The following is a 25,562-nucleotide window of genomic DNA, read 5'->3' as shown; positions in this document are numbered from 1 at the left end:
TGGTTGGCACTCGGGTGCTCCGAGTGCCAGAAAGGAGTCTGGCACTCGACCCAGGCGAGTGCAAGAACGGGGTGCCCGCGGACGCAGCGAGGCCCGGTCCCCCGAGCGGGGACCGGGCCTCGTGGCCGAGCAGGATCAGGCGTTCTGGACGGCGTCCGCCTGGGGGCCCTTGGCGCCCTGGATGACCTCGAAGCTGACCCGCTGGCCCTCCTCGAGGCTCTTGTACCCGTCCATCTGGATCGACGAGTAGTGGACGAAGACGTCCTGACCGCCGTCGACGGCGATGAAGCCGAAGCCCTTCTCGGCGTTGAACCACTTGACGGTGCCCTGTGCCACGTGTGCTCCCACGTTCGTGCGGACGGCCCCTTGGTGAGTCGCGGGGCCGGGTGTCGCTCTTCCGCCCGTGATCACGAACGAGGAACGCTGACCGCGCGGAACGGTACAGCAGCAGGTGTCCCAGGTCACCGTGCCGGAGCGCGGTTCCCCCGTCCGGAGGAACCGCGCCCCCGGCCCCCTCGCGGGGGCCCGCGATCAAGCGATGAGGCCGGCCTCGCGCAGCGACTTCAGCGACGGCTGCACGTGGTGGGTCGGGCCGACCACCGGCAACAGCGGGTCGAGGGTCTTGAGGCCCTCGCCGGTGTTGAGGACGACGACCTCCTGGGCCGGGTCGAGCAGGCCCTTGTCCACCAGCTGGCGCAGCACCGCGACGGTGACCCCGCCGGCGGTCTCGGCGAAGACGCCGGTGGTGCGGGCCAGGTCGCGGATGCCCTGCACGATCTCCTCGTCACCGACCCGGCCGACCGAGCCGCCGGTGCGCCGGATGGCGTCCAGGGCGTAGGGGCCGTCGGCGGGGTTGCCGATGTTCAGCGACTTGGCGATGCCGGTGGGCTTGACCGGCTTGACGACGTCCCAGCCGTTGTCGAAGGCGGTCGCGATCGGGTCGCAGCCGGCCGACTGGGCACCGAAGATCGTCCAGCCGGTGTCCTCGACGATGCCGGCGGCCACCAGCTCGCGCCAGGCCTTGTCGACCTTGGTCAGCAGCGAGCCCGACGCCATCGGGATGACCACCTGGGCCGGGATGCGCCAGCCCAGCTGCTCGGCGATCTCGTAGCCCATCGTCTTGGAGCCCTCGGCGTAGTACGGCCGGACGTTCTGGTTGACGAAGGCGGTGTCCTCGAACTCGTCGGTCTCGGCGAGCTCGCTGGTGAGCCGGTTGACGTCGTCGTAGTTGCCGTCGACGGCGACCAGCGCCTGCCCGTAGACCGCGGACTGGGTGATCTTGCCCGGCTCCAGGTCGCTGGGCACGAAGACGAACGAGGGCAGCCCCATCCGGGCGGCGTGCGCGGCCACGGAGTTGGCCAGGTTCCCGGTGGAGGCGCAGGCGATCTTGGCGTAGCCGAAGTTCTTCGCCGCGGTCGCGGCCAGGCTGACCACCCGGTCCTTGAAGGAGTGGGTGGGGTTGGCCGAGTCGTCCTTGACCCACAGCCCGCCGGTGAGGCCGAGCTCGGCGGCGAGCCGGTCGGCCTTGACCAGCGGCGTCATGCCCGGGTCGAGGGTGACCCGGTCGGCTGGGTCGTGACCGACGGGCAGCAGCGCGACGTAGCGCCAGATGTTGTGCGGACCGGCCTCGATCTGCTGGCGGGTCACCGCCCGCATGAGGTCCTTGTCGTAGTCGACCTCGAGCGGGCCGAAGCACTCGGCGCAGGCGTGCTCGGCGATCAGTCCGAAGGTGGCACCGCAGTTGCGACAGACGAGCCCACGGGCGGGGTTCGGCGGGACCGGCCCACCCTCGGTGACGTCTGCCTGGGCGGAGCCGGGAGCGGTCATGGTCATGCGACGACTACCTCCTCATCTTCCCCGCGCCGGGCCGTCGAGCCGCGCGAGACGGAATTGGCACCTTCCGTCGCGGGAGTGCGACGGCGGTTGCCGGGGCTTCATCGGGCCGTGTCCCTCTGCCCCTCTGGATGAGTGGAACGGGGGTGACTCTACCCGGGCCGGGTGCCGGGAGCCGCGACCGACAGGATGGGCCGGTGGCCACGCGCATCGTCTACACCGACCTCGACGGCACGATGGTGGGCCCGCACGGGTCCTTCTGGACGACGGCCGGGGGCGAGCCGACGTCCGTCCCGGCCGACGCGCTGCTCGAGCTGCACCGGGCCGGCGTCGCGCTCGTGCTGGTCAGCGGCCGCACCGCCACCCAGCTGATGGAGACCGCCCGGGTCTTCGCCGCCGACGGCGCGATCGCCGAGCTGGGCTCGCTGGTCACCTGGGACGGCGGCCTGGCCAGTGAGCTGCTGACCGGTGAGCTGCCCGAGCGCTACGCCGGCCGCGAGCCGGTGCACGTGCTGGAGGAGCTCGGCGTGGTCGAGCAGCTGATGGCCGCCCACCCGGGCCGGCTGGAGTGGCACGCCCCCTGGCACGCCACCCACTCCGCCGACGCCATGCTGCGCGGCAACGTCGACACCGTCGCCGTCGACGCCTGGCTGGCCGAGCGCGGCTGGGGCTGGCTGACCATGAACGACAACGGCGCGGTGCCGGTCACCCCGGACATGACGCTGGCCGCCGAGGGCCTGCCGCCGCACGTCTACCACCTGATGCCGCGCGGGATCAGCAAGGGCGAGGCGATCCACTGGGACCTCGCCCGCCGTGGGCTGACCCCGGCCGACGCCGTCGCGGTGGGCGACAGCGTCAGCGACCTGGAGATGGCCGCCGCCGTGGGCCGGCTCTTCATCACCGCCAACGGGGCCGCGGTGCCCGGGATGGCCGAGCGCATCGCCGTCCTGGGCAACGTCTCGGTGACCGAGTCCCCCATGGGTGAGGGCTGGGCCCAGGCCGTCCGCGCCAGCCTCTGACCCCCCGAGTTGGATCAGGTCACCTGATCAGAGTCTGGCCCACCTCACCAACGCTGCTGAGGTGGGCCAGACGGTGATCAGGTGACCTGATCACCGTCTGGGCTCAGCTGGTGACGTCCTTGCGGGCGAAGTGGCGGAAGGCCAGCGCGGTGAACACCGCGGACCACACCAGCCCCTGGACGACGCCGCGGAACAGGTCGCCGGAGTCGACGGGGGTCTGCAGCAGGTCGGTCCAGGCGAACCCGAACGCGGTGGGGAACCAGTCGCGGATGCCGCCGAGCTGCTCCACCGCCTCGAGCACCGCGAACACCACCGTGGTGAACACCGCGCCACCGACCGCGGCCAGCGGGGCGTCGGTGAGCGTGGAGATCCAGAACGCCAGCGTGCCGACGATGAGCAGGTGGACGACGAGGTAGCCGACCATGCCGGCCAGCCGCACCAGCCCGGTGCCCTGGTCCAGCGCAACGCCGACCGGGGTCTGGACGGCGTCGAAGCCGTAGGCGATCCCCCCGGCGACCAGCGCCACCAGGACCAGCGTGAGCATCGCGCCGACGGACATGACCAGCGCGGCCAGCCACTTCTGCCGGAGCAGCCGGGCGCGGGGCACCGGGGTGGCCAGCGCGTAGCGCAGCGACCCCCAGGACGCCTCGCTGGCCACGGTGTCGCCGAAGAACAGCGCGAACACCACGACCAGGAAGAACCCGCTGGTGGCGAAGAGGGTGAACAGCGTGAGGTTCAGGCCGCTGGCGGTGGCGACGTCGACCAGGTTGACCCGGGCGTTCTCCTCGGCCTCCTCGGCCCCGCCCAGGGCCAGCGCGCCGATCAGGATCAGCGGCAGCGCCGCCATCAGCGCGAACACCCCGAGCGTGCGGCGCCGCTTGAACTGACGCCGCAGCTCCACGCCCAGCCGCAGGGTGCGCTCGGGCCGGAACCCGGCCGCCGCCCCGGAGGCCTGCGGCAGGGCGGAAGTGGCCACATTCGCCCTCCCGGGGGCGGACGTGGTCACGTCTGCCCGAGACGAACCGTTGCTCATGACTCCCCCACCAGTGACAGGAACGCGTCCTCGAGCCGGCGGCGCGGGGTGAGCTGGTCGACGGCGATGCCCGCCTCGACCAGCGCGGTCAGGGCGGCGGCGCGGCCGGTCGGGCCGAGGTCGACGACCAGGCCCTCCGACGTCCGCTCCACGGCGCCGGCGCCGGGCAGCCCGCCCAGCAGCGCGACCGCCCGGTCGGTGTCCGCCGGGTCGGCCAGCCCGACGAGCACCGAGCCGCCGGCGCCGATGATCTCCTCGACGGTGCCCTGCACGATCTTCTGCCCCTTGGCCATGACGACGACGTGGCTGCAGGTCTGCTCGATCTCGCTGAGCAGGTGGCTGGAGACGATGACCGTGCGCCCGGTGCGGGCGTAGTCCTGCAGCACCTCGCGCATGGCGTGGATCTGCGGCGGGTCCAGCCCGTTGGTCGGCTCGTCGAGCACCAGCAGGTCGGGCAGGCCGAGCATCGCCTGGGCGATGGCCACCCGCTGCCGCATGCCCTGGCTGTAGCTGCGCACGCGCTTGTCCAGCGCGGTGCCCAGCCCGGCGATCTCGATCGCCTCCTCCATGTGCGCGTCGGCCAGCGGACGGCCGGTGGCGGCCCAGTAGAGCGTGAGGTTGTCCCGCCCGGACAGGTGCGGCTGCAGGCCGGTGCCCTCGACGAAGGAGCCCAGCCGGGACAGCACCGGCGCCCCCGGGCCGGCGGCGTGGCCGAAGATCGAGATCCGTCCCTCGGTGGGCCGGATGAGGCCCATCAGCATCCGCAGCGAGGTCGTCTTGCCCGCGCCGTTGGGGCCGAGCAGGCCGAGCACCTGACCGCGGCGCACCTCGAAGGACAGGTCGCGCACGGCGACGAACCCGTCCTTGTAGGCCTTGGTCACGTTCTCGAAGCGCAACGGCACGTCCTCGCCGTCCGGCTCGACGACCGACACCCGCCGGGCCCGGCGACGTCCGATCCCGATGGCGGCCAGCCAGCCCAGCAGGCCCAGGAGGACCAGGACGCCGAGCAGCACCCACCAGCGGGTGGCGCCGGCGGTGGCCTGGACCTGACCGGGGACCTCCGGCACCGACAGCGTCGTCCCGTCGGCCAGCGCGACGGAGGCGACCGCGGGCTGTACGGGGAGGGAGAACGCCTGGTCGGTGCTGGAGACCAGGACCCGCATCGAGTGGCCCACCTCGAACCGGTGCACGACCGCCGGCAGGGTGACGGCCACCTCGGTGGGCGCGGTCGGGTCCGCCGAGAGGCCGGTGAGCGCGAGCGGTGCGACCAGCCCGCCGGGCAGCGTGGTCGAGCCGTCGGGGCCGACGTCGTAGAGCTTGGCGAACATCGTCGCGGTACCCCCGGGCGCGGAGACGGCCAGGCGCACGGTGGACGCGCCGACCACGTCGACGGCGGTGGTCAGCGGCGCGCTGTCGAAGGCGGCGTACTGGCCGGGGATCTCCAGCGTGGTGCCGCCCAGGACGGAGCTGACCGAGCCCAGGCCCGGCACGATCGTCAGCGCGGCGGGACTGCCGCCGGCGGGGGTGACCACGGGCTGGGTGGACCCGGTGACCGCCACGTCCCGGCGCTGCACCGGGTCGCCGCCGTCCAGGCCGGGGTAGGCCGGGGCGGAGACGGTCTGCGAGCCGCCCTGCACCTGCCCGATGCCCGAGCCCAGGCCGGTGGGAGCCGGGTAGCTGAACCCGCCGCCGGTGCCGGTGCCGGAGTCGCGCAGGTACCGGTCGAACCAGCCGGCGACCTCGTCGCGCAGGTCGGCGGCGACCCCGCCCGAGGCCGGGCTGTCGTGGCCGCCGGCGTACCAGACCACCCGCACGTCGGTGCCGTTGGCGGCGATCCCGCGGGCGTTGGCGTCGGCCTGGCCGAGGCCGAACAGCGAGTCCTGGGTGCCCTGGACCAGCAGGGTCGGCGCGGTGATCCGGTCGAGCACACCGGCCGGGCTGCTGCGGTCGAGGACGGCGGCGATCTCCGGGGTGAGCGTGCCGGTGGCCGCGGCCGACTGGTACGCGGCGCACACGTCGGGCCGGAACCGGCCGCAGGTGAGCAGCTGCGGGTCGACACCGGACAGGTCGGGGACGGCGGCTGCACCGCCCCCACCGAGCCCGCCGAGCAGGCCGTCGCCGGTGGGCACCGAGCCGACCCCGAAGAACAGCCCGGCCCACAGCCGCTTGAACACCCCGGCGGCGTCGGTGCCCGGGGTGGCCGCCGGGGTGCCGGCGCCGGCGACCTCGGCGGCCTGGTCGGGGAAGAACGCGCTGGTCAGGGAGTTCCAGGTGATCTGCGGGGCGATCGCGTCGACGCGGTCGTCGTAGGCGGCGGCCAGCAGCGACAGCGCCCCGCCGTAGGACCCGCCGGCGACCCCGGCCCGCGGGTCGCCGGGGCCGTCGAGGACGACGTCGTCACGTGCGGCGAGCAGGTCCAGCAGCGTGCTGACGTCGGCGACCTCGTAGCGCGGGTCGTCGAGCCCGATCTGCCCGGTGCTGGCCCCGAACCCGCGGGCCGACCAGGCCAGGACGACGTAGCCGCGGCCGGCGAGGTCACGGGCGTCGGCGTCGACGGAGGCCTTGCTGCCCCCGAAGCCGTGGGCCAGCAGCACCGCCGGGGCGGGCGAGCCGGCGCTCGCCGAGGCGGGCAGGTAGAGCGTGGTGTCCAGCTCCACGGCGTCGGCCCCTGAGCCCGAGGGGACCCGGGCGTCGGTGGTGGTCACGTCCTCCGCGGCACGCGCAGGGGGCGCGGTGCCGACGAGGACGGCGGTCAGGACCGGGAGCAGGAGCAGGAGGGCGAGCAGGGCGGACGGCACCGGCCGGGCGCCGGGGCGCGGACCGATCCGCGCCGGCCCGGGAGCGGTGCGCACGCTCCCGGCAACGCACGACACCCCGCCGACGTTCCGGCGGGCGGGCCGACGGTTCAGGGCCGCCAGTTCCCGGTGGCGACGACGACGATGCCCGGGTCGGCCACCTCCGGGACGTCGAAGAACCGCGCGACCGGCCCGGTGACGTCGGCCCCGAACTGCTCGACCAGCTGCAGCGCGGCCTGCTCCTGCTCGGCGTCGCCCTCGGTGTAGAAGACGGTCGTGGCGGCGACGTCGTCGCCGGGGTAGGCGCCGGTGCCGAGCACCTCCCAGCCGCCGGCGGTGAACGCGTCGCCGATCCGGCCGGCCAGGCCGGTGACGTTCGTGCTGTTGAGCACCGTGATCGGGGCCTTGACCGGCGCGGGCGGCGGCGGGACCTCGGAGGTCACCGGCGCCAGCGACGGCAGGGCCGGCGGCGGCAGCGGGGCGGCCGAGGCGGGTGCGGAGGGCACCGTCGTCTGGGCGGCGATCTCCGAGGTCTGCGGGGAGGTGAACGACCAGACGCCGAGCACGACCAGGGCGATGACGACCACGCCGAGCACGCCCTGCACGGCCCGGCGCGGGGCGCCCGGGGTGTCGACGTCGTCCTCGCGGCCGGGACCGCGGCTGCCGGCCGGGGTGGCGGGCGGGGCGGTGCGCCGGCCGGCGCTCTTGCGTGCGGCGGCCTCGGCGGCCTGCCGCTCCAGCCGGGCGGCCGCGCGGCCACCGACGGGGACGTCGACGGCGCGCCGGGAGGCGACCATGGTCTCGTCGACCGTCGCGACGAGCGCGGTCTCGTCCGTGGCGGGCCCGTCGTCGTCCCGACGGTCGCGGACCAGCCGGCCGGCCGAGGGGCGGTCGACACCGGGGCGGTCGGCGGTCGGGCGGCCGGGCAGCGGACGGGACGGCGGGACGGCGTCGGCCGGCGCCGGGCGGGCACCCGCGGCGCGCGGCGGGGTCTGCGGGGCACGGGGCGGTGCCGACTGCGGGGTCATCGCCGCTGCGGCGGCCATGGCGTCCCAGGCCGACCCGGCGGGGGCGGCGCCGGTGACGCGCTGGGTCACGTCCGGGATCGCGGGCGCCGGTGCCGCGGCCTCGGCGGGCCAGCCGCTCACCCCGGCGGGGCGCTGGGGCACCGCGGTCGACCCGGGACGGTCGGCCTCGGGCCGGCGGGCGGCCGGACCCGTGGCTGGGGACACCCGCGGCGGGGTGGGACGGGCAGAGGCCCGCGGCGGCACGGTGGAGGCGACGGAGGTCATCGGCCCGGAGACCGGCAGGGACGGGCGGGGCTCCGGCATGCGCCCGGCCTCGCGGCCGGTGGACGTCCCGTCCCAGCCGGCGGACGTGCCCGCGCGGCCGGTGGGCATGCCGTCGTGCCCGCCGGGCACCGGGTCGCGACCGGACACGGCGTCGCGGCCGACGGCCAGCGGGCCGCGACCCGCGGACCGCACGTCGTGGCCTGCGGACAGCGGCTCGGCGTCGGAGCGACGGCGGCCCCCACCGGGCGGGGGGCCCGTGGGCCGGTCGGCCGGACGGCGCAGCAGCGGGTCCTCGCTCTGCGGCAGCTGACCGTCGCGGCGGCGCTCGGCGCGGCTGGTGCGGGAGGCACCCAACAGGCCCTCGCCGGGGGTGCGGGGCATCCCGGCGCCACGGCCGTCCGCACCACGCAGGTGCGGGTTCAGCAGGGCGTCCGGGGCGGTCTGCGGGCGGTCGTCGGGGCGCCGACGGTCCGGCCCCCCGGGCTCGCCCGACACTCTGCCGTCACCGACCGGATCGAGATGCCTCCCCACGGTGAGAGAGGCTAGTCGCGTCCGCGGTCGCTGCCCAGGACCCGACCGGAACGCTGGCGCTGCCGGGCGGCCCGCATCCGGCGCAGCCGGCGGACCAGCAGCGGGTCGGCCACCAGGGCCTCCGGACGGTCGATCAGGGCGTTGAGCACCTGGTAGTAGCGGGTCGCGGACATCCCGAAGCTCTCCCGGATGGCCGTGTCCTTGGCCCCGGCGAACCGCCACCACTGCCGCTCGAAGGCCAGCACGGCCCGATCGCGGGCCGACAGACCACCTGGCGTGTCGTCCCCTGCCGCCCCATCCGTCACAGCAGCACCGGTCGTCGGTGTCGCCGCGGGGTCGGGCGCGGCCGACGACGGGCCACCCGGCGCGGGTTCGCTGCTCATGGGGTGCCTCCGGTCGGTGGGGGTGCCGGGGCGCGACGAGGCGACGCCGTGGGGAAGCCGGCACCGACGACGGTAGTCGCCGTGCCGCCGGTCCGGGCGCACCGGAGCGCGCGCGTCAGACCGCGGCCGGGACCGCCTGCGCTGCGGTACGCCGGGTGCTGCGGGCCTGACGCAGGGTGTCGGCGGTGAACACCGCCAGGGCCAGCCAGACGATCGCGAAACCGGCCAGCCGGGCCGGGGGCATCGGCTCGTCGAAGACGAACACCCCGACGGCCAGCTGGATGAGCGGGTTCACGTACTGCAGGAGCCCGACCGTCGACAGCGGGATGCGGCGGGCCGCGGCGGCGAACAGCAGCAGCGGCACGGCCGTGGCCACCCCGGCGAAGGCCATCAGCAGCGCGTTGCCCGTGCCCTCGTGGGCGAAGGCGGCCGAGCCCCGGGCCTGCAGCACGACGATCACCACCAGCGCCGGCAGGAAGGCCACCGCCGTCTCCACGAACAGGCCCGGTACGGCCTCGACCCGGACCAGCTTCTTCATCAGGCCGTAGAGACCGAAGGAGCCGGCCAGAGCCAGCGCGATCCACGGCGGGTGCCCGTGGTCGACGGTGAGGACCACCACGGCCACCGCGGCCAGGGCGACCGCCACCCACTGCAGCCGGCGCAGCCGCTCACCGAAGACCACGACCCCGAGCAGGACGCTGAACAGCGGCTGGATGAAGTAGCCCAGCGAGCTCTCCACCACGTGCCCGGCGTTCACCGCGTAGACGTAGACGGTCCAGTTGACGACGATCAGCAGCGACGCCGCGGCGAGCACCAGCCCGGTGCGCCGGTCGGCGACGGCGGCGCGCACCTGCGACCAGCCCTGCCGCACCGTCAGCAGCAGGCCGACGAACAGCAGCGACCACACGATCCGGTGGGCGACGATCTCCAGCCCGCCGGCCGGCTCCAGCAGCGGGAAGTAGAGCGGGAACAGGCCCCACAGCAGGTAGGCCGACAGGCCCGCCACGACCCCGGTGCGTCGTTCGTCCACCGGCGCACCGTACGCGCGCCCGGCGGGGCCGGTGCCGTCAGCGGCGGCGGCGCAGCACCGCCAGCCCGGCGAGGCCGGCCGCACCGGCCGCGGCCAGCACACCGTGGTGCCGGCTGGCCCAGATCTGCGGGTCGCGGGTCCACTGCTGGTCGCTGAACCTGCCCTCGGCGCCGAAGTCCTGCCCGTCGGGGCCGTCGGCCGGCTCCCACAGGTTGGACGGGTCGTCCGGGCTCGCGTCGGCGCCGGTGAGCTGGCCGTCCTTGCCGGTGCGGGCCAGGTACCAGTCCATGAACTGCGGCCAGACCTCGTTCCCCAGCACCGTGTAGACCGTCGGGATGCCGACCCACCAGGCCCGCCGGGTCGGGTGCTCGGCGGCGTGCACCAGCGCTGCGGCCATCAGCTCCGGCGCGTAGATCGGTGCCACCGGCTGCGGCTTCTTCGGCATCTTGTTCAGCACCCAGTCGAACTGCGGGGTGTTGACCCCCGGCAGGTCGACCCGGGTCACGTGCACGTTGCTGCCCTCGCTCTTCAGCTCGGTGTGCAGCGCCTCCGTGAACCCCTTCACCGCGTGCTTGGCCCCGCAGTAGGCGCTCTGCAGCGGCACGCCGCGGCGGCCCAGCGCCGAGCCGGTCTGCACGATCACCCCGCGGTCGCGCGGCCGCATCCGCGACAGCGCGGACATCGTCCCGTGCACGACGCCCAGGTAGGTGACCTCGGTGACCCGCGCGTACTCCGCGGCGGTGATGCCGGCGAAGGGCGCGAAGACGGCGGTGAAGGCGACGTTGACCCAGACGTCGATCGGCCCGAGCTCGGCCTCCACCCGGTCGGCCGCGGCGTCGACCGCAGCGGCGTCGGCGACGTCGACCGGCAGCACCAGCGCCGTGCCCCCGACCGCCCGGACCTCCTCCGCGGCAGCCGCCAGGCCCTTCTCCCCGCGCGCCAGCAGGGCGACCCTGTCACCCCGGCGGGCGAAGGCCACGGCCGTGGCCCGGCCGATCCCGCCACTGGCTCCGGTGACGACGACGACCTGACCGCTCACGGGACATCCACCTCTTCCGCCGACGGCCCACCGTGGGCCGGTCGCACCCTCGTTCTGCTCCATCGGCCGGGAGCAGCAAACATGGGGAGCACACAGCTGCACCGCGACCGCGGGGTGGACGGTCGGCCCGAGGGGTGCAGATGCACGGCGCGGAACTGCTGGGGCTGGCGCTCGCCGCGGTGGCGGTGACCGCGGTGGCCCGGAGGCTGGGCTGGCAGGCCCCGCTGCTGCTGGTGGTCGTGGGGCTGGCCGCCAGCGCCGTCCCGGGGATGCCGGACTTCGCCATCGACGGCGAGCTGCTGCTGGCCCTGGTCCTGCCCCCGCTGCTCTACTCGTCGGCGCTGGGCGTCAGCTACGCCGGCTTCCGGGCGCTGCTGCACCCGATCGTGCAGCTGGGCGTCGTCCTGGTTCTGGTGACCGCCGTCGTCGTCGCCCTGCTGGCCCGGCTCGTCGTCCCCGGCCTGCCGATGCCGGTCGCGCTGGTGCTCGGGGCGATCGTCGCGCCGCCGGACGCGGTCTCGGCCGCCGCGGTCGGCCGCCGGCTCGGGCTCCCCCGGCCGATGATGACCGTGCTGTCCGGCGAGAGCCTGATCAACGACGCGGCGGCGCTGACGTTCTACAAGGTCGCGCTGGCCGCGGTGTTCGGCGCCGGTGGCGGGCTGCTCGGCCTGGACTGGGGGTCGGCCGCGGGCACGTTCGGGCTGGCCGTCGGCGTGGGCGTCGGGCTCGGCCTGGCGCTGGGCGTGGTCGTGCACCTCGTGCGGATGCGCCTGGAGGACCCGGTGGTCGAGTCGGTGCTCGGGCTGATCGTGCCGTTCGCGGCCTACCTCCTGGCCGAGGAGCTGTCCGGCTCCGGGGTCCTGGCCGTGGTGGCCGCGGGGCTCTACCTCGGACACCGCGGCCCCGAGGCCGGGTACGCCACCCGACTGCAGGAGATGCCGCTGTGGTCCTCGCTGGACCTGCTGCTGCAGGCGGTCGTGTTCGCCCTGATCGGTCTGCAGCTGCGCGCGGTCGTCGACGAGGTGGCCGCCTCCGAGCGGTCGACCGGCCAGCTGCTGGTCGCCGCCGCGGTCGTGCTGGCCACCGTCATCGTCGTCCGGGCGGTGTTCGTCTTCGGGCTGGAGCTGGTCCGCCGGACGCCTCGGCCGGTCCCCGGCGGGCGCTGGGCCTCCCCCACCCGGCCACCGTGGAGCTACCAGACGGTGATCTCCTGGACCGGCATGCGCGGGGTGGTGACCCTCGCGGTCGCCGCGGCACTGCCCGAGCAGGTCAACGGCGCACCGTTCGCCGACCGGGAGGCCGTCCAGTTCCTCGCCTACGCGGTCACCATCGGCACCCTGCTGCTGCAGGGGCTGACCCTGCCCCGGCTGATCCGGCGGCTGGGCGTCCGCGACCCCGAGCAGGACCAGCAGGACGCCGAGAGCGAGCTGCGCCTGCAGGAGCGCACGACCGCCGCGGCCCTGCAGCGCGCCGAGGAGCTGATCGCCGAGGCCCGGCCCCGGGTCGGGGACGAGCGCGCCGACCAGTGGGTGGAGCGGATCCGCGGCCCGCTGCAGGCCCGCACCCGCACGATGCGGCAGACGATCCGGGCCGAGGAGGAGGAGGAACAGACGAAGGGGCGCAAACGGGCCGAGGGCTTCCGGTACCTGCGCCAGCAGGTGGTGCAGGCCCAGCGCCGCGCCCTGATGACCGAGCGTGACCGCGGCACCGTCGACGACGAGGTCGTGCGCGGCGTGCTCCAGGAGCTGGACTACGAGGAGGCGGCCAGCGCGCACAGCTGGACGACCCGGCTCTGACCGGTCCACGGCGGTCCGCCGCCAGGACGCCTACCGTTGTCTGTGTGCACGCTGGACGACCGAACCCGGCCCAGTGGCTCTGGTACGCCTACGGCGGCGGGCTGCCCCCCGCACTGTCGGACTGGGTGCTCGACGACACGACCCGGCGGAGCTGGGTCGTGCGGCACCTGCTGCGGGCGCTGGCCCAGCTCGCCCCGGTCGTGCTGCTGTGCCTGCTGGTGCCGCCGGTGCCCTTCGGCTTCCGGCTCACCGCGGCCGGTGGCGGCCTGGCCATCGGCCTGCTCTTCTCCCTGGCCTACATGACCGAGACCACCGAGCACCGCGCGGTCAAGGCCGGCTGGCCGCCGGGCACCACGGCGCGCCGCCGGGACGAGCGCGCCGAACGCGACCGCCTCGAGCGCGGCGCCCGCTACCGCTCCAACGGAGCCGGCAGCTTCGACTGACGAAGGACCCCCTCGCCCCCCACCGCTCGCACGCTCGCAGTGGGACCCTGCGAGCGGGCCGGTGACTGACGGCCTGAGCTGGGACCATCGGGGCATGGACCCCTGCCTCTCCCGCCGGACACTGCTCGCCGCCGGGAGTGCCGGGCTGGGGGCGCTGGCGCTGGGCGCCTGCGCGGGCATCCCGGTCCCGGAGGTGGACGGCGTGGCGTCCGGTGGCCGGATCGCCGCTCTGGCCGACGTCCCGGTCGGTGGGGCGTACCAGCTGGCGGTCGACGGACGGCGGGTGCTGATCGCCCAGCCCACCGCCGGCACCGTCGTCGCCTACGACGCCACCTGCCCGCACCAGGGCTGCACGGTGCGGGCCGGTGAGGACGGCGCGCTGGTCTGCCCCTGCCACGGGTCGGCGTTCGACCTGGCCACCGGCGGGGTGCTGCAGGGACCGGCCGTCGAGCCGCTGGCGCCCTTCGCGGTCACCGTCTCCGGCGCCGACGTCCTGCTGGCCTGAGGGCCCCCGCCCCCGGCCCCCGTCCAGAGGCTCGTGCCGAGCTCGCGAGGCATGAGGGGGACGGGGGTCCTTCGACTACTCGGCGTCCTCGACGCGGAAGCCGATCTTCATGGTGACCTGGAAGTGGGCGACGTCGCCGTCGACGACCTGGCCGCGGATCTCGCTGGTCTGGAACCACTCGATGTGCCGGACGGTCTCCGACGCCTTCTTCACGGCGGTGCGGATGGCGTCGTCGACGCTGGTGGTGGAGCTGCCGACGATCTCGCTCAGCCGGTACACGTGGTCGCTCATCGGTCCTCCTCCTGGGTGGCCGCCCGGCGGGCGGCGCCTGCCCCCGACCCTGGCACACCAACCGGCGGGCCGCCCGCGCTCGCCCTCAGCGAGGGCCGCGGCGCACCACCTCGCGGACCTCGGCGAGGTCGAGCCGGTAGGGCCCCAGCCGGGTCAGCACCCACGTCGCGCCGGCGGCCTCCCAGGGGGCGGGGTCGGCGTCCGCGGGCAGCTCCACCACGACGTCGAAGCCGGTGAGGTCGCCGCCGCGGGCCTCGCCCACCGTCCGTCGGATCTCGGCCAGGTCGCCGGGGCCGGACAGCGAGATGACGAACGCGCCGTCGTGCCGGGCCGCCCGGCGCAGCGGGGCCGCGTTGGGCCAGCGCCCGCCGATCCAGAACGGGATGCCGCCGGGCCGGGTCGCGGGCGGGGAGAAGCGGACGTCGCGGGCGGTGAAGTGCTCCCCGTCGTGGTCGACCTGCTCCCCGGCCAGCAGCCGGCGCAGCAGGCCCAGCCCCTCGTCCAGCCGCGTGGCCCGGACCCGGGCGTCGAGCTCCTCGCCGAACCGGGACAGCTCCCCCACCCCGCCGTCGTCGCCGAGGCCGAAGCCGAGCACCAGCCGCCCACCGGACAGCCGGTCCAGCGTGGCCGCCTGCCGGGCGAGCACCTGCGGACGCCGCCGGGTCAGCGGCGTCACCATCGGGCCGAACTGCAGCCGCGACGTGCGGACGGCGATCGCGGCGCAGCAGGTCCACGGGTCGGCGATCTCGGTGACCGGCTCGGCGTAGAGCAGGTGGTCCCACAGGAACACGCCGTCCCAGCCGGCCTCCTCGGCCTCCACCGCGAGGTCGGCGAGCAGCACCGGGTCGGCCAGCACGTCGAAGGGCGCCAGGAACAGCCCGCGCCGGCTCACCGGGCCGCCGTCCGCACGAGGTCCATGGCCTCCGCGACCGCCAGGGACGACGTCCGTGCGGTGTGCCGCGGCTCCTCCTCGCCGGCCAGGACGGCGCCGACGTGGCGGAGGGCGGCGGTGAAGGAGTGCTGGTCCCGGGTCGGCCGCTCGACCAGGGTCTCCGCCCCGGGACGACGCAGCTCGAGGGTGCTGTCCGGACGTGGGTGGTAGGGGTCCTCCAGGCGGATGGTGCCCTCCGTGCCGCTGAGCACCGTCGTGGTGTCCGCGCTGCGCCGGAAGCCGCAGGACAGCAGCAGCCGCCGGTCCCCGGCGTAGTCGACCAGGGCGGCGAGCTCGGTCTCCACCTCGGCGCCGCGCACCTGGGACGCGGCGGCGGCCAGCGCCGGGCCCCCGAACAGCTCGGCGGCCAGCCGCAGCGGGTAACAGCCGACGTCGGCCAGCGCACCGCCGGCCACGGCCGCGGACAGCCGGATGTCCTCGGTGCGGCGGAGCAGGAAGTGGAAGGCGCCGGAGACCTCCCGCAGCTCGCCGACCGCCCCCTCGGCCAGCAGCTCGGTCAGTCGCCGGTGCTGGTCGGTGAACGGGAAGACGAACGCCTCCCACAGCGGCAGCGCCGCGCGCTCGGCCACCGCCAGCACCCGCCGGGCCTGGTCGGCGTCGACGCACAGCGGCTTCTCGCACAGCACCGCCTTGCCGGCCTCCAGCGCCGCCACCGCCCACTCGGCGTGCAGCGTGTTGGGCAGCGGCACGTAGACCGCCTGCACGGCCGGGTCGGCGAGCACCGCCTCGTAGCCGGCGACCCCGCGGGCTACGCCGTGCGCCGCGGCGAAGTCGGCCGCGCGGACGCCGTCCCGGCCGCCGACGACCACCGCCTCGCCACCGGCCTCGGCCAGCGCGGGGAGGAAGCGGGAGCGGGCGATGCCGGCGGTGCCGAGCACGCCCCAGCGGGTCGGGGACGTGGACATCAGCGGGCTGCCGGGATCTGCACGGGAGCATCGTGCCCTGCGCGGTCCCGCGGGTGGAGCCCCATGTCCGGATTGAACGGACGACCTTCCGCTTACAAGGCGGGTGCTCTACCACTGAGCTAATGGGGCGGGCCGGACTGGGCAGCAGGTTACCGGCCGCCCGGCACCCGGGCTGCCGGGTGCACGGTGCCCGGGTGAGGATCAGGGCATGAGCAACTCGACGGTGGCGGTCCTCGGCACGGGGACGATGGGCGCCGGGATGGTCCGTTCGCTGCGGCGCGCGGGCATCCCGGTGCGGATGTGGAACCGCGACGGCAGCAAGGCCGCGGCGCTGACCGACACCGGCGCGGAGGCGTTCGGCACGGCGGCCGAGGCGGTGGCCGGCGCCGACGTCGTCCTCACCATGCTCTTCGACGCCGACTCGGCGATCGAGGTGGTCCGGCAGGCCGACGTCCCGGCCGGCACGGTGTGGCTGCAGGCCTCCACCGTCGGGGTGGAGGGCATCGAGCAGGTGGCCGAGGTCGCCCGCGAGCTGGACCTGGTGCTCGTGGACTGTCCCGTGCTGGGCACCAAGGCCCCCGCCGAGCAGGGGCAGCTGGTGATGCTGGCCTCCGGTCCCGAGGAGCAGCGCGCGGCGCTGGCCCCGCTGCTGGACGCGATGGGGCGCAAGACGATCTGGGCCGGGGAGGCCGGGGCGGGGAGCCGGCTGAAGATGGCCTGCAACGCCTGGCTCATCTCGATCAGCGTGGGCACGGCCCAGTCGATCGCGCTGGCCCGCGGGCTCGGGGTCGACCCGCAGTTGTTCCTCGACGCCGTGGACGGCGGCCCGATGGACACCCCCTACGCGCGGATGAAGGGCGCCAACATGATCGCCGGCGAGCACCCGGTGAGCTTCGGGCTGACCGGGGCCACCAAGGACGCCGTGCTGATCCAGGCCGCTCTCCGGGCCGCCGGCGTCTCCGACCGGTTCGACGCCGCCGCGGTGGAGACGATGCAGCTGGCGGTCGACCGGCTGCCCGACCCGGGCGCCGTCGACCTCAGCGCGCTGATCGTCGGCCTCGAGCTGCGGGACTGACCGCTCGGCTGCCCGGTCGCGGTGACCGGGCAGCCGCGCGGCTCAGGCGGCCTCGGACCCCGCGGCCGGGTCGCCGGAGACGTACTCGGCCGGGTCGCTGTCGACCGTGGCACCGCTCTCGAGCCAGCGGGCGAACCCGGCCGGGTCCCGCCGCTCCAGCTCGTCGAGGGCCTCCTGCCGGCGGCGGACCAGCGCCTGCCGGGTGAGCAGGTCGCGCGCCCCGGCCAGCGCGGCCGAGCTGTGCACCCACTCCCGGCCCAGCTCCTGCACCGACAGCCCGTGCGCCCAGCGCCCGTCGCCGGCGGCCGCCGGCGTCCCGGTCACCGCAGCGGCGGCCCACGCCTCCGCCCGGGCCGCCCGCCACGCCCACCGGGTCAGCAGCAGCCCGAGCGCCGACACCACCAGCAGCCCGGTCACGGCGGCCCCGGCCAGGACGACGCCCCCGCTGAGCAGCAGCAGCGCGCCGACGGTCCAGACGGCGCAGCGCCAGGCGGTGTCCAGGGGCGAGCGGTGCGGGTCGCCGTCCTCCCGGGCGATGCCGGCCCCCACGCAGCCGGCGACGACGGCGGCCAGCGCCACGCCGATCAGCCCGGCGCCGCCGAGGGAGACGCCGCCGACGGCGGCCAGCACCGCACCGAGGAGCACCAGCAGGGCGAGCCCGCAGCGGGCGAGGAGCGGGCGCACGGGCAACCGGGGCCTCCGGGGACGGATCGGTGGACGCGGCGGGGAGGGCGCTCCCCGCGGTCGGTCCTCCCTGCCCCGATCCCGGCAAGATCACCCTCCGCGCCGGGCCCGACACGCCAGGGCATGAGTCGGCGCGTCCAGGGAACTCACAGCGCACCACCAGTCCCGGACCAGTACGGGACCGCACAGTGGGATCAGCACGGCAGGGAGGTCCTGCGGTGAGTGGGAGGGACGACCCGTGAGTGAGCACAACCGCCCGGCCGACGAGAACGGCCACGGCACGGACCCGCACACCGGGGGCAGCTCCGCGTGGGGGCCGCGGCCCGACGGTGCGACGTCCCCGCAGCAGCCGACGGGCGCCCCGTCGCCCTGGGGTGCGCCGGCCGCCTACGGGTCGCAGCCCTCCTATGCCGCCGGGCAGCACGCCGCCGACGCCCAGCCGACCCAGCAGTTCCCGCCGGCCGGCGGTGCACCGCAGCAGCCGACCCAGCAGTTCGCCTCCCCGGGGCAGCCCTGGCCGCCGGCCGGGTACGGCACACCCGGCTACCACCAGGCCACCGCGCAGCCCGGCGGCTTCCCGCCCGCGTTCCAGCCCCCGGCACCGGCCACGCGCACCCGCGGCGGCCGCTGGAAGCTCGGGGCGATCGGCCTGGTCGCCGCCGGTGCCCTGATCGGCGGTGGCGTGGGCGCCGGGGTCGTGGCCGTCGCCGACGACGAGTCGGTGGCCTCCGCCAACGCGCCCAGCGCGCAGCCCGTCGTCATCAACGACCCGCAGAACGCCACCACCGCGACCGCGGCGGCCGGCAAGGCCTCCCCCAGCGTGGTGACCATCTACGTCAGCTCGGGCTCCGGGTCGGGCTCGGGGTCCGGCGTGATCATGACCGCCGACGGCTACGTGGTGACCAACAACCACGTCGTCAGCCTCGACAGCTCCACCGACCAGGCGGCCGTGCAGGTGCGCACCGCCGACGGCACGCTCTACGCCGCCACCGTGGTGGGCACCGACCCGACTTCCGACCTCGCCGTGGTGAAGCTGACCGACGCCTCGGGGCTGACCCCGGCCACGTTCGCCGACTCCGACGCCGTCCAGGTGGGTGACGCCGCCGTCGCCATCGGCGCGCCGCTGGGGCTGTCGAACACCGTCACCGACGGGATCATCAGCGCCACCAACCGCGCGGTGCAGACCGGCTCGACCCAGGACGACAGCACGGTGATCGACGCGCTGCAGACCGACGCGGCGATCAACCCGGGCAACTCCGGTGGCGCGCTGGTCAACGGCGCCGGCGAGGTGGTCGGGATCAACACCGCCATCGCCACGGTCGCCTCCTCCGGCGCCGGCGGCCAGGAGTCCGGCCAGAGCGGCAACATCGGTGTCGGCTTCGCCATCCCGGCCAACAGCGCCCAGCGGATCGCCCAGGAGATCATCGACACCGGCAAGGCCAGCCACGCCCTGCTCGGGGTCAGCGCCAGCACGGCGTCCTCCGCCGGCTCGGCCGTCGGCAGCGGCGCCCAGCTGGCCACGGTGTCCGCCGGCTCCCCGGCCGCCGACGCGGGCCTGCAGCCCGGCGACGTGATCACCGCCGTCGGCGACCGGATCGTCACCACCTCCACCGAGCTGACCGCCGCCGTCCGCGGTTCCACCCCCGGCGACACGGTGACCCTGACCATCCGCCGTGGCACCGCCACCTCCACGGTCGACGTCACCCTCGACGCCGCCTCCGACTGAACAAGGCGGAAGGGCCCCGTCCTCCCCACCCCTCGCACGCTCGGGGCGGGCCCCTGCAAGGGGGCCGGGGCCTGCAAGTGGCCTGACCCACGGACCGACGACCCCGGAGCCGCCCTCACGGCCCCGAGGTGGTCGTGCGTCCGCACCACCTACGCTCGACCGGGTGCCGGCTCCTCTCCCGAACGTCCCGCTCACCGGCTCGCTGGACGACCCCGCCCGGGCCCGCGACCTGGCGCGGATGAAGCGCCTGGCGACCGGCCTGTTCGTGCTCGCCGCCGCGGTGTTCCTCGCCTGCGTGCTGTTCGGCGGCGACCGCCCCTGGGTCGGCTACGTCCGGGCGACCGCCGAGGCCTCGATGATCGGCGCGCTGGCCGACTGGTTCGCCGTCACCGCGCTGTTCCGGCACCCGCTGGGGCTGCCGATCCCGCACACCGCTGTCATCCCGCGCAAGAAGGACCAGATCGGCACCAGCCTGGGCACCTTCGTCCAGGAGAACTTCCTGACCCGCCACGTGGTCGAGGAGCGGCTGGACACCGTCGACGTCCCGGGACGGCTGGGTGCCTTCCTGGCCTCCCCCGGCCGGGCCGAGCGGCTGGCCGGGGACGCCGGCAAGGCGCTGGGCGCCCTCACCGACCTCATCGAGGACGACGAGGTGCAGCAGGCGGTGTCGGCGTTCGTCGACCGCAAGCTGCGCGACACCCCCGCCGCCCCCGGCCTGGCCCGGGTGCTGGAGCTGGCCGTCGACGGCGACCGCCACCAGGAGGTGCTGTCGGCCGGGCTGACCGGGCTCGCGGAGTTCCTGGCCGACAACCGGCTGGTGTTCCGCACCCGGCTGGGCGACGCCTCCCCCGCGTGGGTGCCCGACTGGGTCGACGACCGGGTGTTCGACCGGGTCTTCGACCTGCTGCGCGGCTTCCTCGCCGAGGTGGGCGCCGACCCCGGGCACCCGGTGCGCCAGGTCTACGACCGGCGGCTGCGCCGCTACGTGCACGCCCTGCGCACCGACCCCGACACCGCCGCCCGGGTCGAGCAGTTCAAGGCCGAGGTCCTCGAGCACCCGGCGGTGCGCACCTGGTCGGGGTCGCTGTGGACCACCGCCAAGGACGGCGTGGTCACCGCCGCCGCCGACCCGGACTCCGAGCTGCGGGCGCGGATGGTGCGACTGGTCCTGGCCGGGGCCCGGCTGCTGCAGACCGACCCGACGATCCGCGAGGTGGTGCAGCGGCAGGCCCGCCGGGGCGCGGGCTGGGCCGTCGAGCGCTTCGCCGGCGACGCCGCGGACCTGGTGGGCACCACCGTGGCCCGCTGGGACACCGAGGAGACCAGCCGGCGGATCGAGCTGCAGGTCGGTCGCGACCTGCAGTGGATCCGGGTCAACGGCACCGTCGTCGGCGGCCTGGCCGGCCTGGTGATCTACACGGTGGCGCAGCTGCTGTCCTGAGCGGTCAGGAGACGAGCTTCAACCCCGCGACGCAGCCGACGATGCCCAGCAGCAGCAGGACGCGCACCACCGAGGCCTGCTCCTGCCCCGACGCCATCGCGTACCCGGCGGTCAGCGCAGCGCCGATGCCCACCCAGACGGCGTAGGCGGTGCCGACCGGCAGGCCGCGGAGGGCGTAGGCCAGCCCGGCCATGCTCCCGGCCAGCGCGACGACGAAGACGACGACCGGGCCGGGCTTGGTGAAGCTCTCCGAGCGGTCCAGGGCGTTGGCCCAGACGGCCTCGAGGGCGCCGGACAGGACGAGGACGAACCAGTACACGAGGACTCCCACGGTCGCCGTCTTGTCGCTGTCCGGGTACGGCGCCGCTCGTCCGGGAGACCCGCTGACCGGGCTCTCCTCCAGGGTCGCACGCCCCCGACGAGCCGGCACCCGAGCACCCCCGCCGACCGCAGCACGCGGCCGCAGCCCGGGCCCTCGGGCGCCGTCGGGCCAGGCCGATCCGTGAGATCTGCGATCTCGTGGCCTCCTGGCTCCGCTCGCCACGAGATCGCAGATCTCACGCTGCACGCAGCGACGCCGGGCCGCCCAGCCGCCCCGCGACCGGGCGGCCCGGGTGGACTACAGCGAGCGGCGGGCGGAGGCCGCGGCGAACAGGGCGATGCCGGCCGCGACGCTGACGTTCAGCGACTCGGTGTCCTTGGTGATCGGGATGGACAGCACCACGTCGCAGCGCTCGCGCACCAGCCTGGACAGCCCGGCACCCTCGGCCCCGACGACCAGCGCGATCGGGTCGGCGAAGCCGTCGTACTCGTGGATGCCCATCTCGCCGTCGGCGGCCAGGCCCACGGTCTGCAGCCCGGCGTCCTGGTAGGACCCGAGCGCGCGGGCGAGGTTGACCGCCCGTGCCACCCGCAGCCGGGCCGCGGCACCGGCGCTGGTGCGCCAGGCCGAGCCGGTCATGCCCACCGCGCGCCGCTCGGGGACGACGAGACCGTGGGCGTCGAAGGCGGCGGCCGAGCGGATGATCGCGCCCAGGTTGCGCGGGTCGGTGACGCCGTCCAGGGCCACGATCAGCGGCGGGCGGCCGGAGTCGCGGGCGATGTCGAGCAGGTCCTCGGGGTGCGCGTAGTCGTACGGCGGCACCATCAGGCCGATGCCCTGGTGCAGCGCGTGGTCGCTCATCCGGTCGAACTCGGCCTTGCCCACCTCGAGCAGCGGCAGCCCGCGGTCGGCGGCCAGCTGCACCGACTCCGCGATCCGCTCGTCGGTGCCACCGCGGGTGGTGTCGCCGGTGACCACGTAGAGCGCGGTCGCCGGGATGTTCGCCCGCAGCGCCTCGAGCACCGGGTTGCGGCCCAGCAGCAGCTCGGGGGCCTCGGCGTTGCGCCGCTGCACCCGCTGCCGGTTGTCCTGGCGGGCGGCTGCGGCCTTCGCCGCCCGGTACGCCGGGTGGTGCGGCCGGTCGGTGGCCTTCGGGGTGGCTCCCCGTCCGGCCAGCGAGCGGCGGTTCTTGCCGCCGGTCCCGGCGGTGGCGGTCTTCTTGCCCGCACCTTCCGAGCGACCGCGTCGTTGACTGTTGCCGGCCATCAGGTCAGCTCCCATCGTGTGCCCTGGGGGGTGTCCTCGACCTGCACGCCCAGGGCGCCGAGCTGGTCACGGATGGCATCGGCGGCCGCGTAGTCCTTGCGGGCGCGCGCCGCAGCACGCTGGTCCAGCGCGAGCTGGACCAGGCCGTCGGTGGCCTGCGCCAGGCGGCTGTCGCCACCGGCGTCGGCCCACTGCGGGTGGAGCGGGTCGAGACCGAGGACGCCGAGCATGGCCCGGACGGCGCCCAGCGCCGCGGCCAGGCCCTCGGTGTCGTCGGCGGCGAGGGCGGTGTTGCCCCGCGTGACGACCTCGTGCACGACCGCGACGGCGGCCGGGGTGCTCAGGTCGTCGTCCAGTGCGGCGGTGAAGGCGGCCGGCAGCTCGGAGGAGCCGGCGTCGGGGCCGACCACCTCGGCGGCCCGGCGCACGAAGGACTCCAGCCGCTGGTAGGCGGTGGCGGCCTCGGCGAGCGCGGGCTCGCTGAACTCGATCATGGAGCGGTAGTGCGGCGCGACCAGGTAGTAGCGCAGCTCGACCGGGCGCACCCGCTGGACGACCTCGTCGACCAGCAGCGTGTTGCCCAGCGACTTGCTCATCTTCTCCCCGCCCATGGTGACCCAGGCGTTGTGCAGCCAGTACCGGGCGAACCCGTGCCCGGCGGCCTGGGACTGGGCGCGCTCGTTCTCGTGGTGCGGGAAGCGCAGGTCCAGCCCGCCACCGTGCAGGTCGAACTCCGGACCGAGGTACTTCTCGGCCATCGCCGAGCACTCCAGGTGCCAGCCCGGGCGCCCACGGCCCCAGGGGGTGGCCCAGGAGGCGGTGGTCGGCTCGCCGTCCTTGACGCCCTTCCACAGCGCGAAGTCGCGCGGGTCGTGCTTGCGCTCGTCGGTCTCGGTGTCGGCGGCCGCCTGCAGCTCACCGAGCTTCTGGCCGGACAGCTCGCCGTACGCGGGGAAGGACCGGACGTCGAAGTACACGTCGCCGTCGACGGCGTAGGCGTGCCCGCGCTCGATCAGGGCGGCCATCAGCTCGATCATCTCCGGCACGTGGCCGGTCGCCCGCGGCTCGTAGGTGGGCGGCAGGGTGCCCAGGACCTCGTAGGCGCGGGTGGCGGCCCGCTCGTTCTCGTAGGCCCACGCCCACCACGGCGCACCGGCGGCGGCGGACTTGCCCAGGATCTTGTCGTCGACGTCGGTGACGTTGCGGACGTAGGTGACCTCGTGGCCGGTGTGGGTCAACCAGCGGCGCAGCACGTCGAAGGCGAGCGCGAAGCGCACGTGCCCGATGTGCGGGGGGCCCTGCACGGTCAGGCCACAGACGTACATGGAGACCTGTCCTGCACGCAGGGGCGTGAAGTCACGCACGGCACGTGCTGCCGTGTCGTACAGGCGGAGGCTCACGGCCTCGATCCTACGGTCGTGATCGAGCCGCTCTCGACCACGAGCGCGGTCGCCAGCGCCGCCCGGCCCTCCCCGCGGCCGGTCAGCCCGAGGCCGTCGGTGGTGGTGGCGGTGACCGTCACCGGCGCCCCGAGGGCCGCGGACAGCGCTGCCTCGGCCTCGGCCCGCCGGGGGCTGAGCTTGGGGCTGTTGCCGACCAGCTGGACGACGGCGTTGCCGACCTGCCAGCCGGCGGCGGCCAGCACCTCGCGGACGTGCTCGAGGACGGCGACGCCGCGGGCACCGGCCCAGCGCGGGTCGTCGGTGCCCAGGAGGCCACCGATGTCGCCCAGCCCGGCGGCGGACAGCACCGCGTCGGTGAGCGCGTGCGCGACGACGTCGCCGTCGGAGTGCCCGGCGCAGCCGTCGACGCCGGGCCACTCCAGCCCGGCCAGCCAGCAGGCCCGGCCGGGCTCGATCGGGTGCACGTCGGTGCCCAGCCCGACCCGGGGCAGCGGCGCGGTCACGCGACCCCCTGCGCAACCTGCAGCTCGGCGAGCGCGAGGTCGTGGGCCACGGTGATCTTGGCGGCGCGCTCGTCGCCGGCGACGGTGTGCACCGGGATGCCGGCGGCCCGGACGACGGAGGCGTCGTCGGTGAACTCCGCGGCGGCACCGTGGGCCCGGCCGTAGGCCTCGACGAGGGTGGCCCGGTCGAAGCCCTGCGGGGTCTGCACCCGGCGCAGCGGGGACCGCGGGACGTCGGCGGTCACCACGCCCTCGGCGTCGACCACGACGGTGGTGTCGACGACCGGCAGCACCGGCACGACCGCACGGGCCCCGGCGGCCAGGGCGTCGAGCACCCGGGCGACCACGGCCGGCGGGGTGAGCGGCCGGGCCGCGTCGTGCACGAGGACGGCGTCGGCGTGCTCACGGGCGGCGGCCAGCGCCGCACGCACCGAGGCGGTACGGGTGTCGCCGCCGACCACGACGTGCACGTCGGCGGGCAGGACGGCGACGAACGCCGCCCGCTGCGGGGCGGGGACGGCGACGACGACCTCGGCCACCCCACCGGCGCGCAGCGACTCGACCGCCCAGACGACCAGCGGCCGCCCGTCCAGGGTCACGAGCGCCTTCGGCAGTTCCGCCCCCAGACGCAGACCACTCCCGGCCGCTGCGACGATGCCGACAGCGTGCACGGGAGTGGTCTGGGGAGCGCCGGTGGGACGACCGGCGCTCGGGTGTTCAGTGCTCAGGAAGCCAGGACTTCGTCGAGCAGGACCTCGGCCTTGTCCTCGTTGGTGCCCTCGGCGAGCGCGAGCTCGCTGACCAGGATCTGACGCGCCTTGGAGAGCATGCGCTTCTCCCCGGCGGACAGGCCGCGGTCCTTGTCGCGACGCCAGAGGTCACGGACGACCTCGGCGACCTTGTTCACGTCGCCCGAGGCCAGCTTCTCGAGGTTGGCCTTGTACCGACGCGACCAGTTGGTCGGCTCCTCGGTGTGGGGCGCACGCAGGACCTCGAAGACCTTGTTCAGACCGTCCTGGCCGACGACGTCGCGGACGCCCACGATCTCGGCGTTGTCGGCGGGCACCCGCACCGTGAGGTCGCCCTGGGCGACCTTCAGCACGAGGTAGGACTTCTCGACGCCCTTGATGGTGCGCTGCTCGATCGCCTCGATGAGCGCTGCGCCGTGGTGCGGGTAGACAACGGTCTCGCCAACGGTGAAGCCCATGTGTGTGTGACCCCTTTCGCTCACCCCAGGTTACCACGGCAGAATGCCGTCCGGCTCGTCAGAGTCCGACAAAAGCGCTGGTCAGCGG

25 protein-coding genes, 1 tRNA gene and 2 riboswitches are annotated in these 25,562 nt (G+C 75.3%); of the genes, 7 read left to right on the top strand and 19 right to left on the bottom strand.

Going from position 1 to position 25,562, the window contains the following annotated elements; translation table 11 throughout:
- Nucleotides 1–135 precede the first annotated feature (135 nt).
- Nucleotides 136–336 carry a cold-shock protein gene (locus O2W14_RS14755; RefSeq protein ID WP_163611306.1) on the bottom strand — a complete coding sequence of 67 codons (201 nt, stop codon included), beginning with the start codon at nt 334–336 and terminating at the stop codon, nt 136–138.
- Nucleotides 337–531: 195 nt separating this feature from the next.
- Nucleotides 532–1,833, bottom strand: a complete 1,302-nt coding sequence (thrC, locus tag O2W14_RS14750; protein WP_269176859.1) for a threonine synthase — start codon at nt 1,831–1,833, stop codon at nt 532–534.
- 12 nt (nt 1,834–1,845) lie between these two features.
- Nucleotides 1,846–1,971: riboswitch (SAM riboswitch) on the bottom strand.
- Nucleotides 1,972–2,030: 59 nt separating this feature from the next.
- Between thrC and O2W14_RS14745 the strand changes: the two genes are divergently transcribed.
- On the top strand, nt 2,031–2,852 hold the full coding sequence (locus tag O2W14_RS14745) for an HAD family hydrolase (protein WP_269176858.1): 822 nt from the start codon (nt 2,031–2,033) through the stop codon (nt 2,850–2,852).
- Between the two features lie 103 nt (nt 2,853–2,955).
- Here the strand turns inward: O2W14_RS14745 and O2W14_RS14740 are convergent, their stop codons facing one another.
- The 6 genes from O2W14_RS14740 to O2W14_RS14715 all read right to left on the bottom strand — a co-directional run bounded on the left by O2W14_RS14740 (nt 2,956) and on the right by O2W14_RS14715 (nt 10,955).
- Nucleotides 2,956–3,828: an ABC transporter permease gene (locus O2W14_RS14740; protein WP_269176857.1), complete on the bottom strand. Its 873-nt coding sequence runs from the start codon at nt 3,826–3,828 to the stop codon at nt 2,956–2,958.
- A 53-nt stretch (nt 3,829–3,881) separates the two neighbouring features.
- Nucleotides 3,882–6,737, bottom strand: coding sequence for an alpha/beta fold hydrolase (locus tag O2W14_RS14735; RefSeq protein WP_269176856.1), 2,856 nt, complete (start codon nt 6,735–6,737; stop codon nt 3,882–3,884).
- Between the two features lie 53 nt (nt 6,738–6,790).
- On the bottom strand, nt 6,791–8,353 hold the full coding sequence (locus O2W14_RS14730; protein WP_269176855.1) for a LytR C-terminal domain-containing protein: 1,563 nt from the start codon (nt 8,351–8,353) through the stop codon (nt 6,791–6,793).
- Between the two features lie 161 nt (nt 8,354–8,514).
- Entirely contained in the window at nt 8,515–8,886 is a 372-nt protein-coding gene (locus tag O2W14_RS14725; RefSeq protein WP_331253597.1) for a DUF3263 domain-containing protein, read from the bottom strand.
- Nucleotides 8,887–9,001: 115 nt separating this feature from the next.
- A complete protein-coding gene (gene rarD, locus O2W14_RS14720; protein ID WP_269176854.1) occupies nt 9,002–9,916 on the bottom strand; it encodes an EamA family transporter RarD in 915 nt (304 codons plus the stop codon).
- A gap of 37 nt (nt 9,917–9,953) precedes the next feature.
- Nucleotides 9,954–10,955, bottom strand: coding sequence for an SDR family oxidoreductase (locus O2W14_RS14715; RefSeq protein WP_269176853.1), 1,002 nt, complete (start codon nt 10,953–10,955; stop codon nt 9,954–9,956).
- A 140-nt stretch (nt 10,956–11,095) separates the two neighbouring features.
- Between O2W14_RS14715 and O2W14_RS14710 the strand changes: the two genes are divergently transcribed.
- From O2W14_RS14710 to O2W14_RS14700, 3 genes are all read left to right on the top strand, one after another.
- Nucleotides 11,096–12,751, top strand: a complete 1,656-nt coding sequence (locus O2W14_RS14710; protein WP_269176852.1) for a Na+/H+ antiporter — start codon at nt 11,096–11,098, stop codon at nt 12,749–12,751.
- Nucleotides 12,752–12,795: 44 nt separating this feature from the next.
- Nucleotides 12,796–13,194 (top strand): DUF5313 family protein, encoded by a 399-nt coding sequence (locus O2W14_RS14705; protein ID WP_269176851.1) that lies wholly within the window; start codon nt 12,796–12,798, stop codon nt 13,192–13,194.
- Nucleotides 13,195–13,288: 94 nt separating this feature from the next.
- Nucleotides 13,289–13,699 carry a Rieske (2Fe-2S) protein gene (locus tag O2W14_RS14700; RefSeq protein ID WP_269176850.1) on the top strand — a complete coding sequence of 137 codons (411 nt, stop codon included), beginning with the start codon at nt 13,289–13,291 and terminating at the stop codon, nt 13,697–13,699.
- Nucleotides 13,700–13,774: 75 nt separating this feature from the next.
- On the opposite strand, the gene O2W14_RS14695 is transcribed toward O2W14_RS14700, so the two are convergent.
- The 4 genes from O2W14_RS14695 to O2W14_RS14680 all read right to left on the bottom strand — a co-directional run bounded on the left by O2W14_RS14695 (nt 13,775) and on the right by O2W14_RS14680 (nt 15,976).
- Complete coding sequence (locus O2W14_RS14695; protein WP_269176849.1) at nt 13,775–13,990, bottom strand: dodecin; 216 nt, start codon at nt 13,988–13,990, stop codon at nt 13,775–13,777.
- 85 nt (nt 13,991–14,075) lie between these two features.
- Nucleotides 14,076–14,882, bottom strand: a complete 807-nt coding sequence (locus O2W14_RS14690) for an LLM class flavin-dependent oxidoreductase (protein ID WP_269176848.1) — start codon at nt 14,880–14,882, stop codon at nt 14,076–14,078.
- On the bottom strand, nt 14,879–15,847 hold the full coding sequence (locus O2W14_RS14685; RefSeq protein WP_269176847.1) for a Gfo/Idh/MocA family protein: 969 nt from the start codon (nt 15,845–15,847) through the stop codon (nt 14,879–14,881). Before O2W14_RS14685 ends, O2W14_RS14690 begins: the two co-directional genes overlap by 4 nt.
- 54 nt (nt 15,848–15,901) lie before the next feature.
- Nucleotides 15,902–15,976: transfer RNA gene (locus O2W14_RS14680), tRNA-Thr, on the bottom strand.
- 79 nt (nt 15,977–16,055) lie between these two features.
- On the opposite strand from O2W14_RS14680, the gene O2W14_RS14675 reads away from it, so the two are divergent.
- Nucleotides 16,056–16,922 (top strand): NAD(P)-dependent oxidoreductase, encoded by an 867-nt coding sequence (locus tag O2W14_RS14675; protein WP_269176846.1) that lies wholly within the window; start codon nt 16,056–16,058, stop codon nt 16,920–16,922.
- A gap of 42 nt (nt 16,923–16,964) precedes the next feature.
- Here the strand turns inward: O2W14_RS14675 and O2W14_RS14670 are convergent, their stop codons facing one another.
- Entirely contained in the window at nt 16,965–17,612 is a 648-nt protein-coding gene (locus O2W14_RS14670) for a hypothetical protein (RefSeq protein WP_269176845.1), read from the bottom strand.
- Nucleotides 17,613–17,844: 232 nt separating this feature from the next.
- On the opposite strand from O2W14_RS14670, the gene O2W14_RS14665 reads away from it, so the two are divergent.
- A complete protein-coding gene (locus tag O2W14_RS14665) occupies nt 17,845–19,332 on the top strand; it encodes a S1C family serine protease (RefSeq protein WP_269176844.1) in 1,488 nt (495 codons plus the stop codon).
- Between the two features lie 163 nt (nt 19,333–19,495).
- Nucleotides 19,496–20,773 (top strand): DUF445 domain-containing protein, encoded by a 1,278-nt coding sequence (locus tag O2W14_RS14660; RefSeq protein WP_269176843.1) that lies wholly within the window; start codon nt 19,496–19,498, stop codon nt 20,771–20,773.
- 4 nt (nt 20,774–20,777) lie between these two features.
- On the opposite strand, the gene O2W14_RS14655 is transcribed toward O2W14_RS14660, so the two are convergent.
- From O2W14_RS14655 to O2W14_RS14630, 6 genes are all read right to left on the bottom strand, one after another.
- Nucleotides 20,778–21,104, bottom strand: coding sequence for a DMT family transporter (locus tag O2W14_RS14655; RefSeq protein WP_269176842.1), 327 nt, complete (start codon nt 21,102–21,104; stop codon nt 20,778–20,780).
- A riboswitch (guanidine-III (ykkC-III) riboswitch) is annotated at nt 21,103–21,171 on the bottom strand. It overlaps the preceding gene by 2 nt.
- Nucleotides 21,172–21,392: 221 nt before the next feature.
- Nucleotides 21,393–22,376, bottom strand: a complete 984-nt coding sequence (gene rlmB / locus O2W14_RS14650) for a 23S rRNA (guanosine(2251)-2'-O)-methyltransferase RlmB (RefSeq protein ID WP_269176841.1) — start codon at nt 22,374–22,376, stop codon at nt 21,393–21,395.
- The gene (gene cysS / locus O2W14_RS14645; protein WP_269176840.1) at nt 22,361–23,761 is read right to left on the bottom strand and encodes a cysteine--tRNA ligase; all 1,401 of its coding nucleotides are present in this window, start codon (nt 23,759–23,761) and stop codon (nt 22,361–22,363) included. The genes rlmB and cysS overlap by 16 nt, the downstream gene beginning before the upstream one ends.
- Complete coding sequence (ispF, locus tag O2W14_RS14640; protein WP_269176839.1) at nt 23,758–24,267, bottom strand: 2-C-methyl-D-erythritol 2,4-cyclodiphosphate synthase; 510 nt, start codon at nt 24,265–24,267, stop codon at nt 23,758–23,760. Before ispF ends, cysS begins: the two co-directional genes overlap by 4 nt.
- Nucleotides 24,264–24,938 carry a 2-C-methyl-D-erythritol 4-phosphate cytidylyltransferase gene (gene ispD, locus O2W14_RS14635; RefSeq protein ID WP_269176838.1) on the bottom strand — a complete coding sequence of 225 codons (675 nt, stop codon included), beginning with the start codon at nt 24,936–24,938 and terminating at the stop codon, nt 24,264–24,266. The genes ispF and ispD overlap by 4 nt, the downstream gene beginning before the upstream one ends.
- A 53-nt stretch (nt 24,939–24,991) precedes the next feature.
- On the bottom strand, nt 24,992–25,474 hold the full coding sequence (locus O2W14_RS14630; RefSeq protein ID WP_166753741.1) for a CarD family transcriptional regulator: 483 nt from the start codon (nt 25,472–25,474) through the stop codon (nt 24,992–24,994).
- Between the last annotated feature and the right edge of the window lie 88 nt (nt 25,475–25,562).

The sequence above is a fragment of the Modestobacter sp. VKM Ac-2986 genome (genome assembly GCF_026967795.1).
Taxonomy (GTDB): domain Bacteria; phylum Actinomycetota; class Actinomycetes; order Mycobacteriales; family Geodermatophilaceae; genus Modestobacter.
Note: the sequence above shows the minus strand (reverse complement) of the source record. Positions and strands in the feature narration are given on the sequence as shown.

Bases quoted from the DNA above. Each gene is read 5' to 3' on its own strand.
- thrC (WP_269176859.1), bottom strand. From the start codon at position 1,833: ATGACCATGACCGCTCCCGGCTCCGCCCAGGCAGACGTCACCGAGGGT.
- O2W14_RS14730 (WP_269176855.1), bottom strand. From the start codon at position 8,353: ATGCCCCGCACCCCCGGCGAGGGCCTGTTGGGTGCCTCCCGCACCAGC.
- O2W14_RS14725 (WP_331253597.1), bottom strand. From the start codon at position 8,886: ATGAGCAGCGAACCCGCGCCGGGTGGCCCGTCGTCGGCCGCGCCCGAC.
- O2W14_RS14710 (WP_269176852.1), top strand. From the start codon at position 11,096: ATGCACGGCGCGGAACTGCTGGGGCTGGCGCTCGCCGCGGTGGCGGTG.
- O2W14_RS14700 (WP_269176850.1), top strand. From the start codon at position 13,289: ATGGACCCCTGCCTCTCCCGCCGGACACTGCTCGCCGCCGGGAGTGCC.
- O2W14_RS14695 (WP_269176849.1), bottom strand. From the start codon at position 13,990: ATGAGCGACCACGTGTACCGGCTGAGCGAGATCGTCGGCAGCTCCACC.
- O2W14_RS14685 (WP_269176847.1), bottom strand. From the start codon at position 15,847: ATGTCCACGTCCCCGACCCGCTGGGGCGTGCTCGGCACCGCCGGCATC.
- O2W14_RS14675 (WP_269176846.1), top strand. From the start codon at position 16,056: ATGAGCAACTCGACGGTGGCGGTCCTCGGCACGGGGACGATGGGCGCC.
- rlmB (WP_269176841.1), bottom strand. From the start codon at position 22,376: ATGGGAGCTGACCTGATGGCCGGCAACAGTCAACGACGCGGTCGCTCG.
- O2W14_RS14630 (WP_166753741.1), bottom strand. From the start codon at position 25,474: ATGGGCTTCACCGTTGGCGAGACCGTTGTCTACCCGCACCACGGCGCA.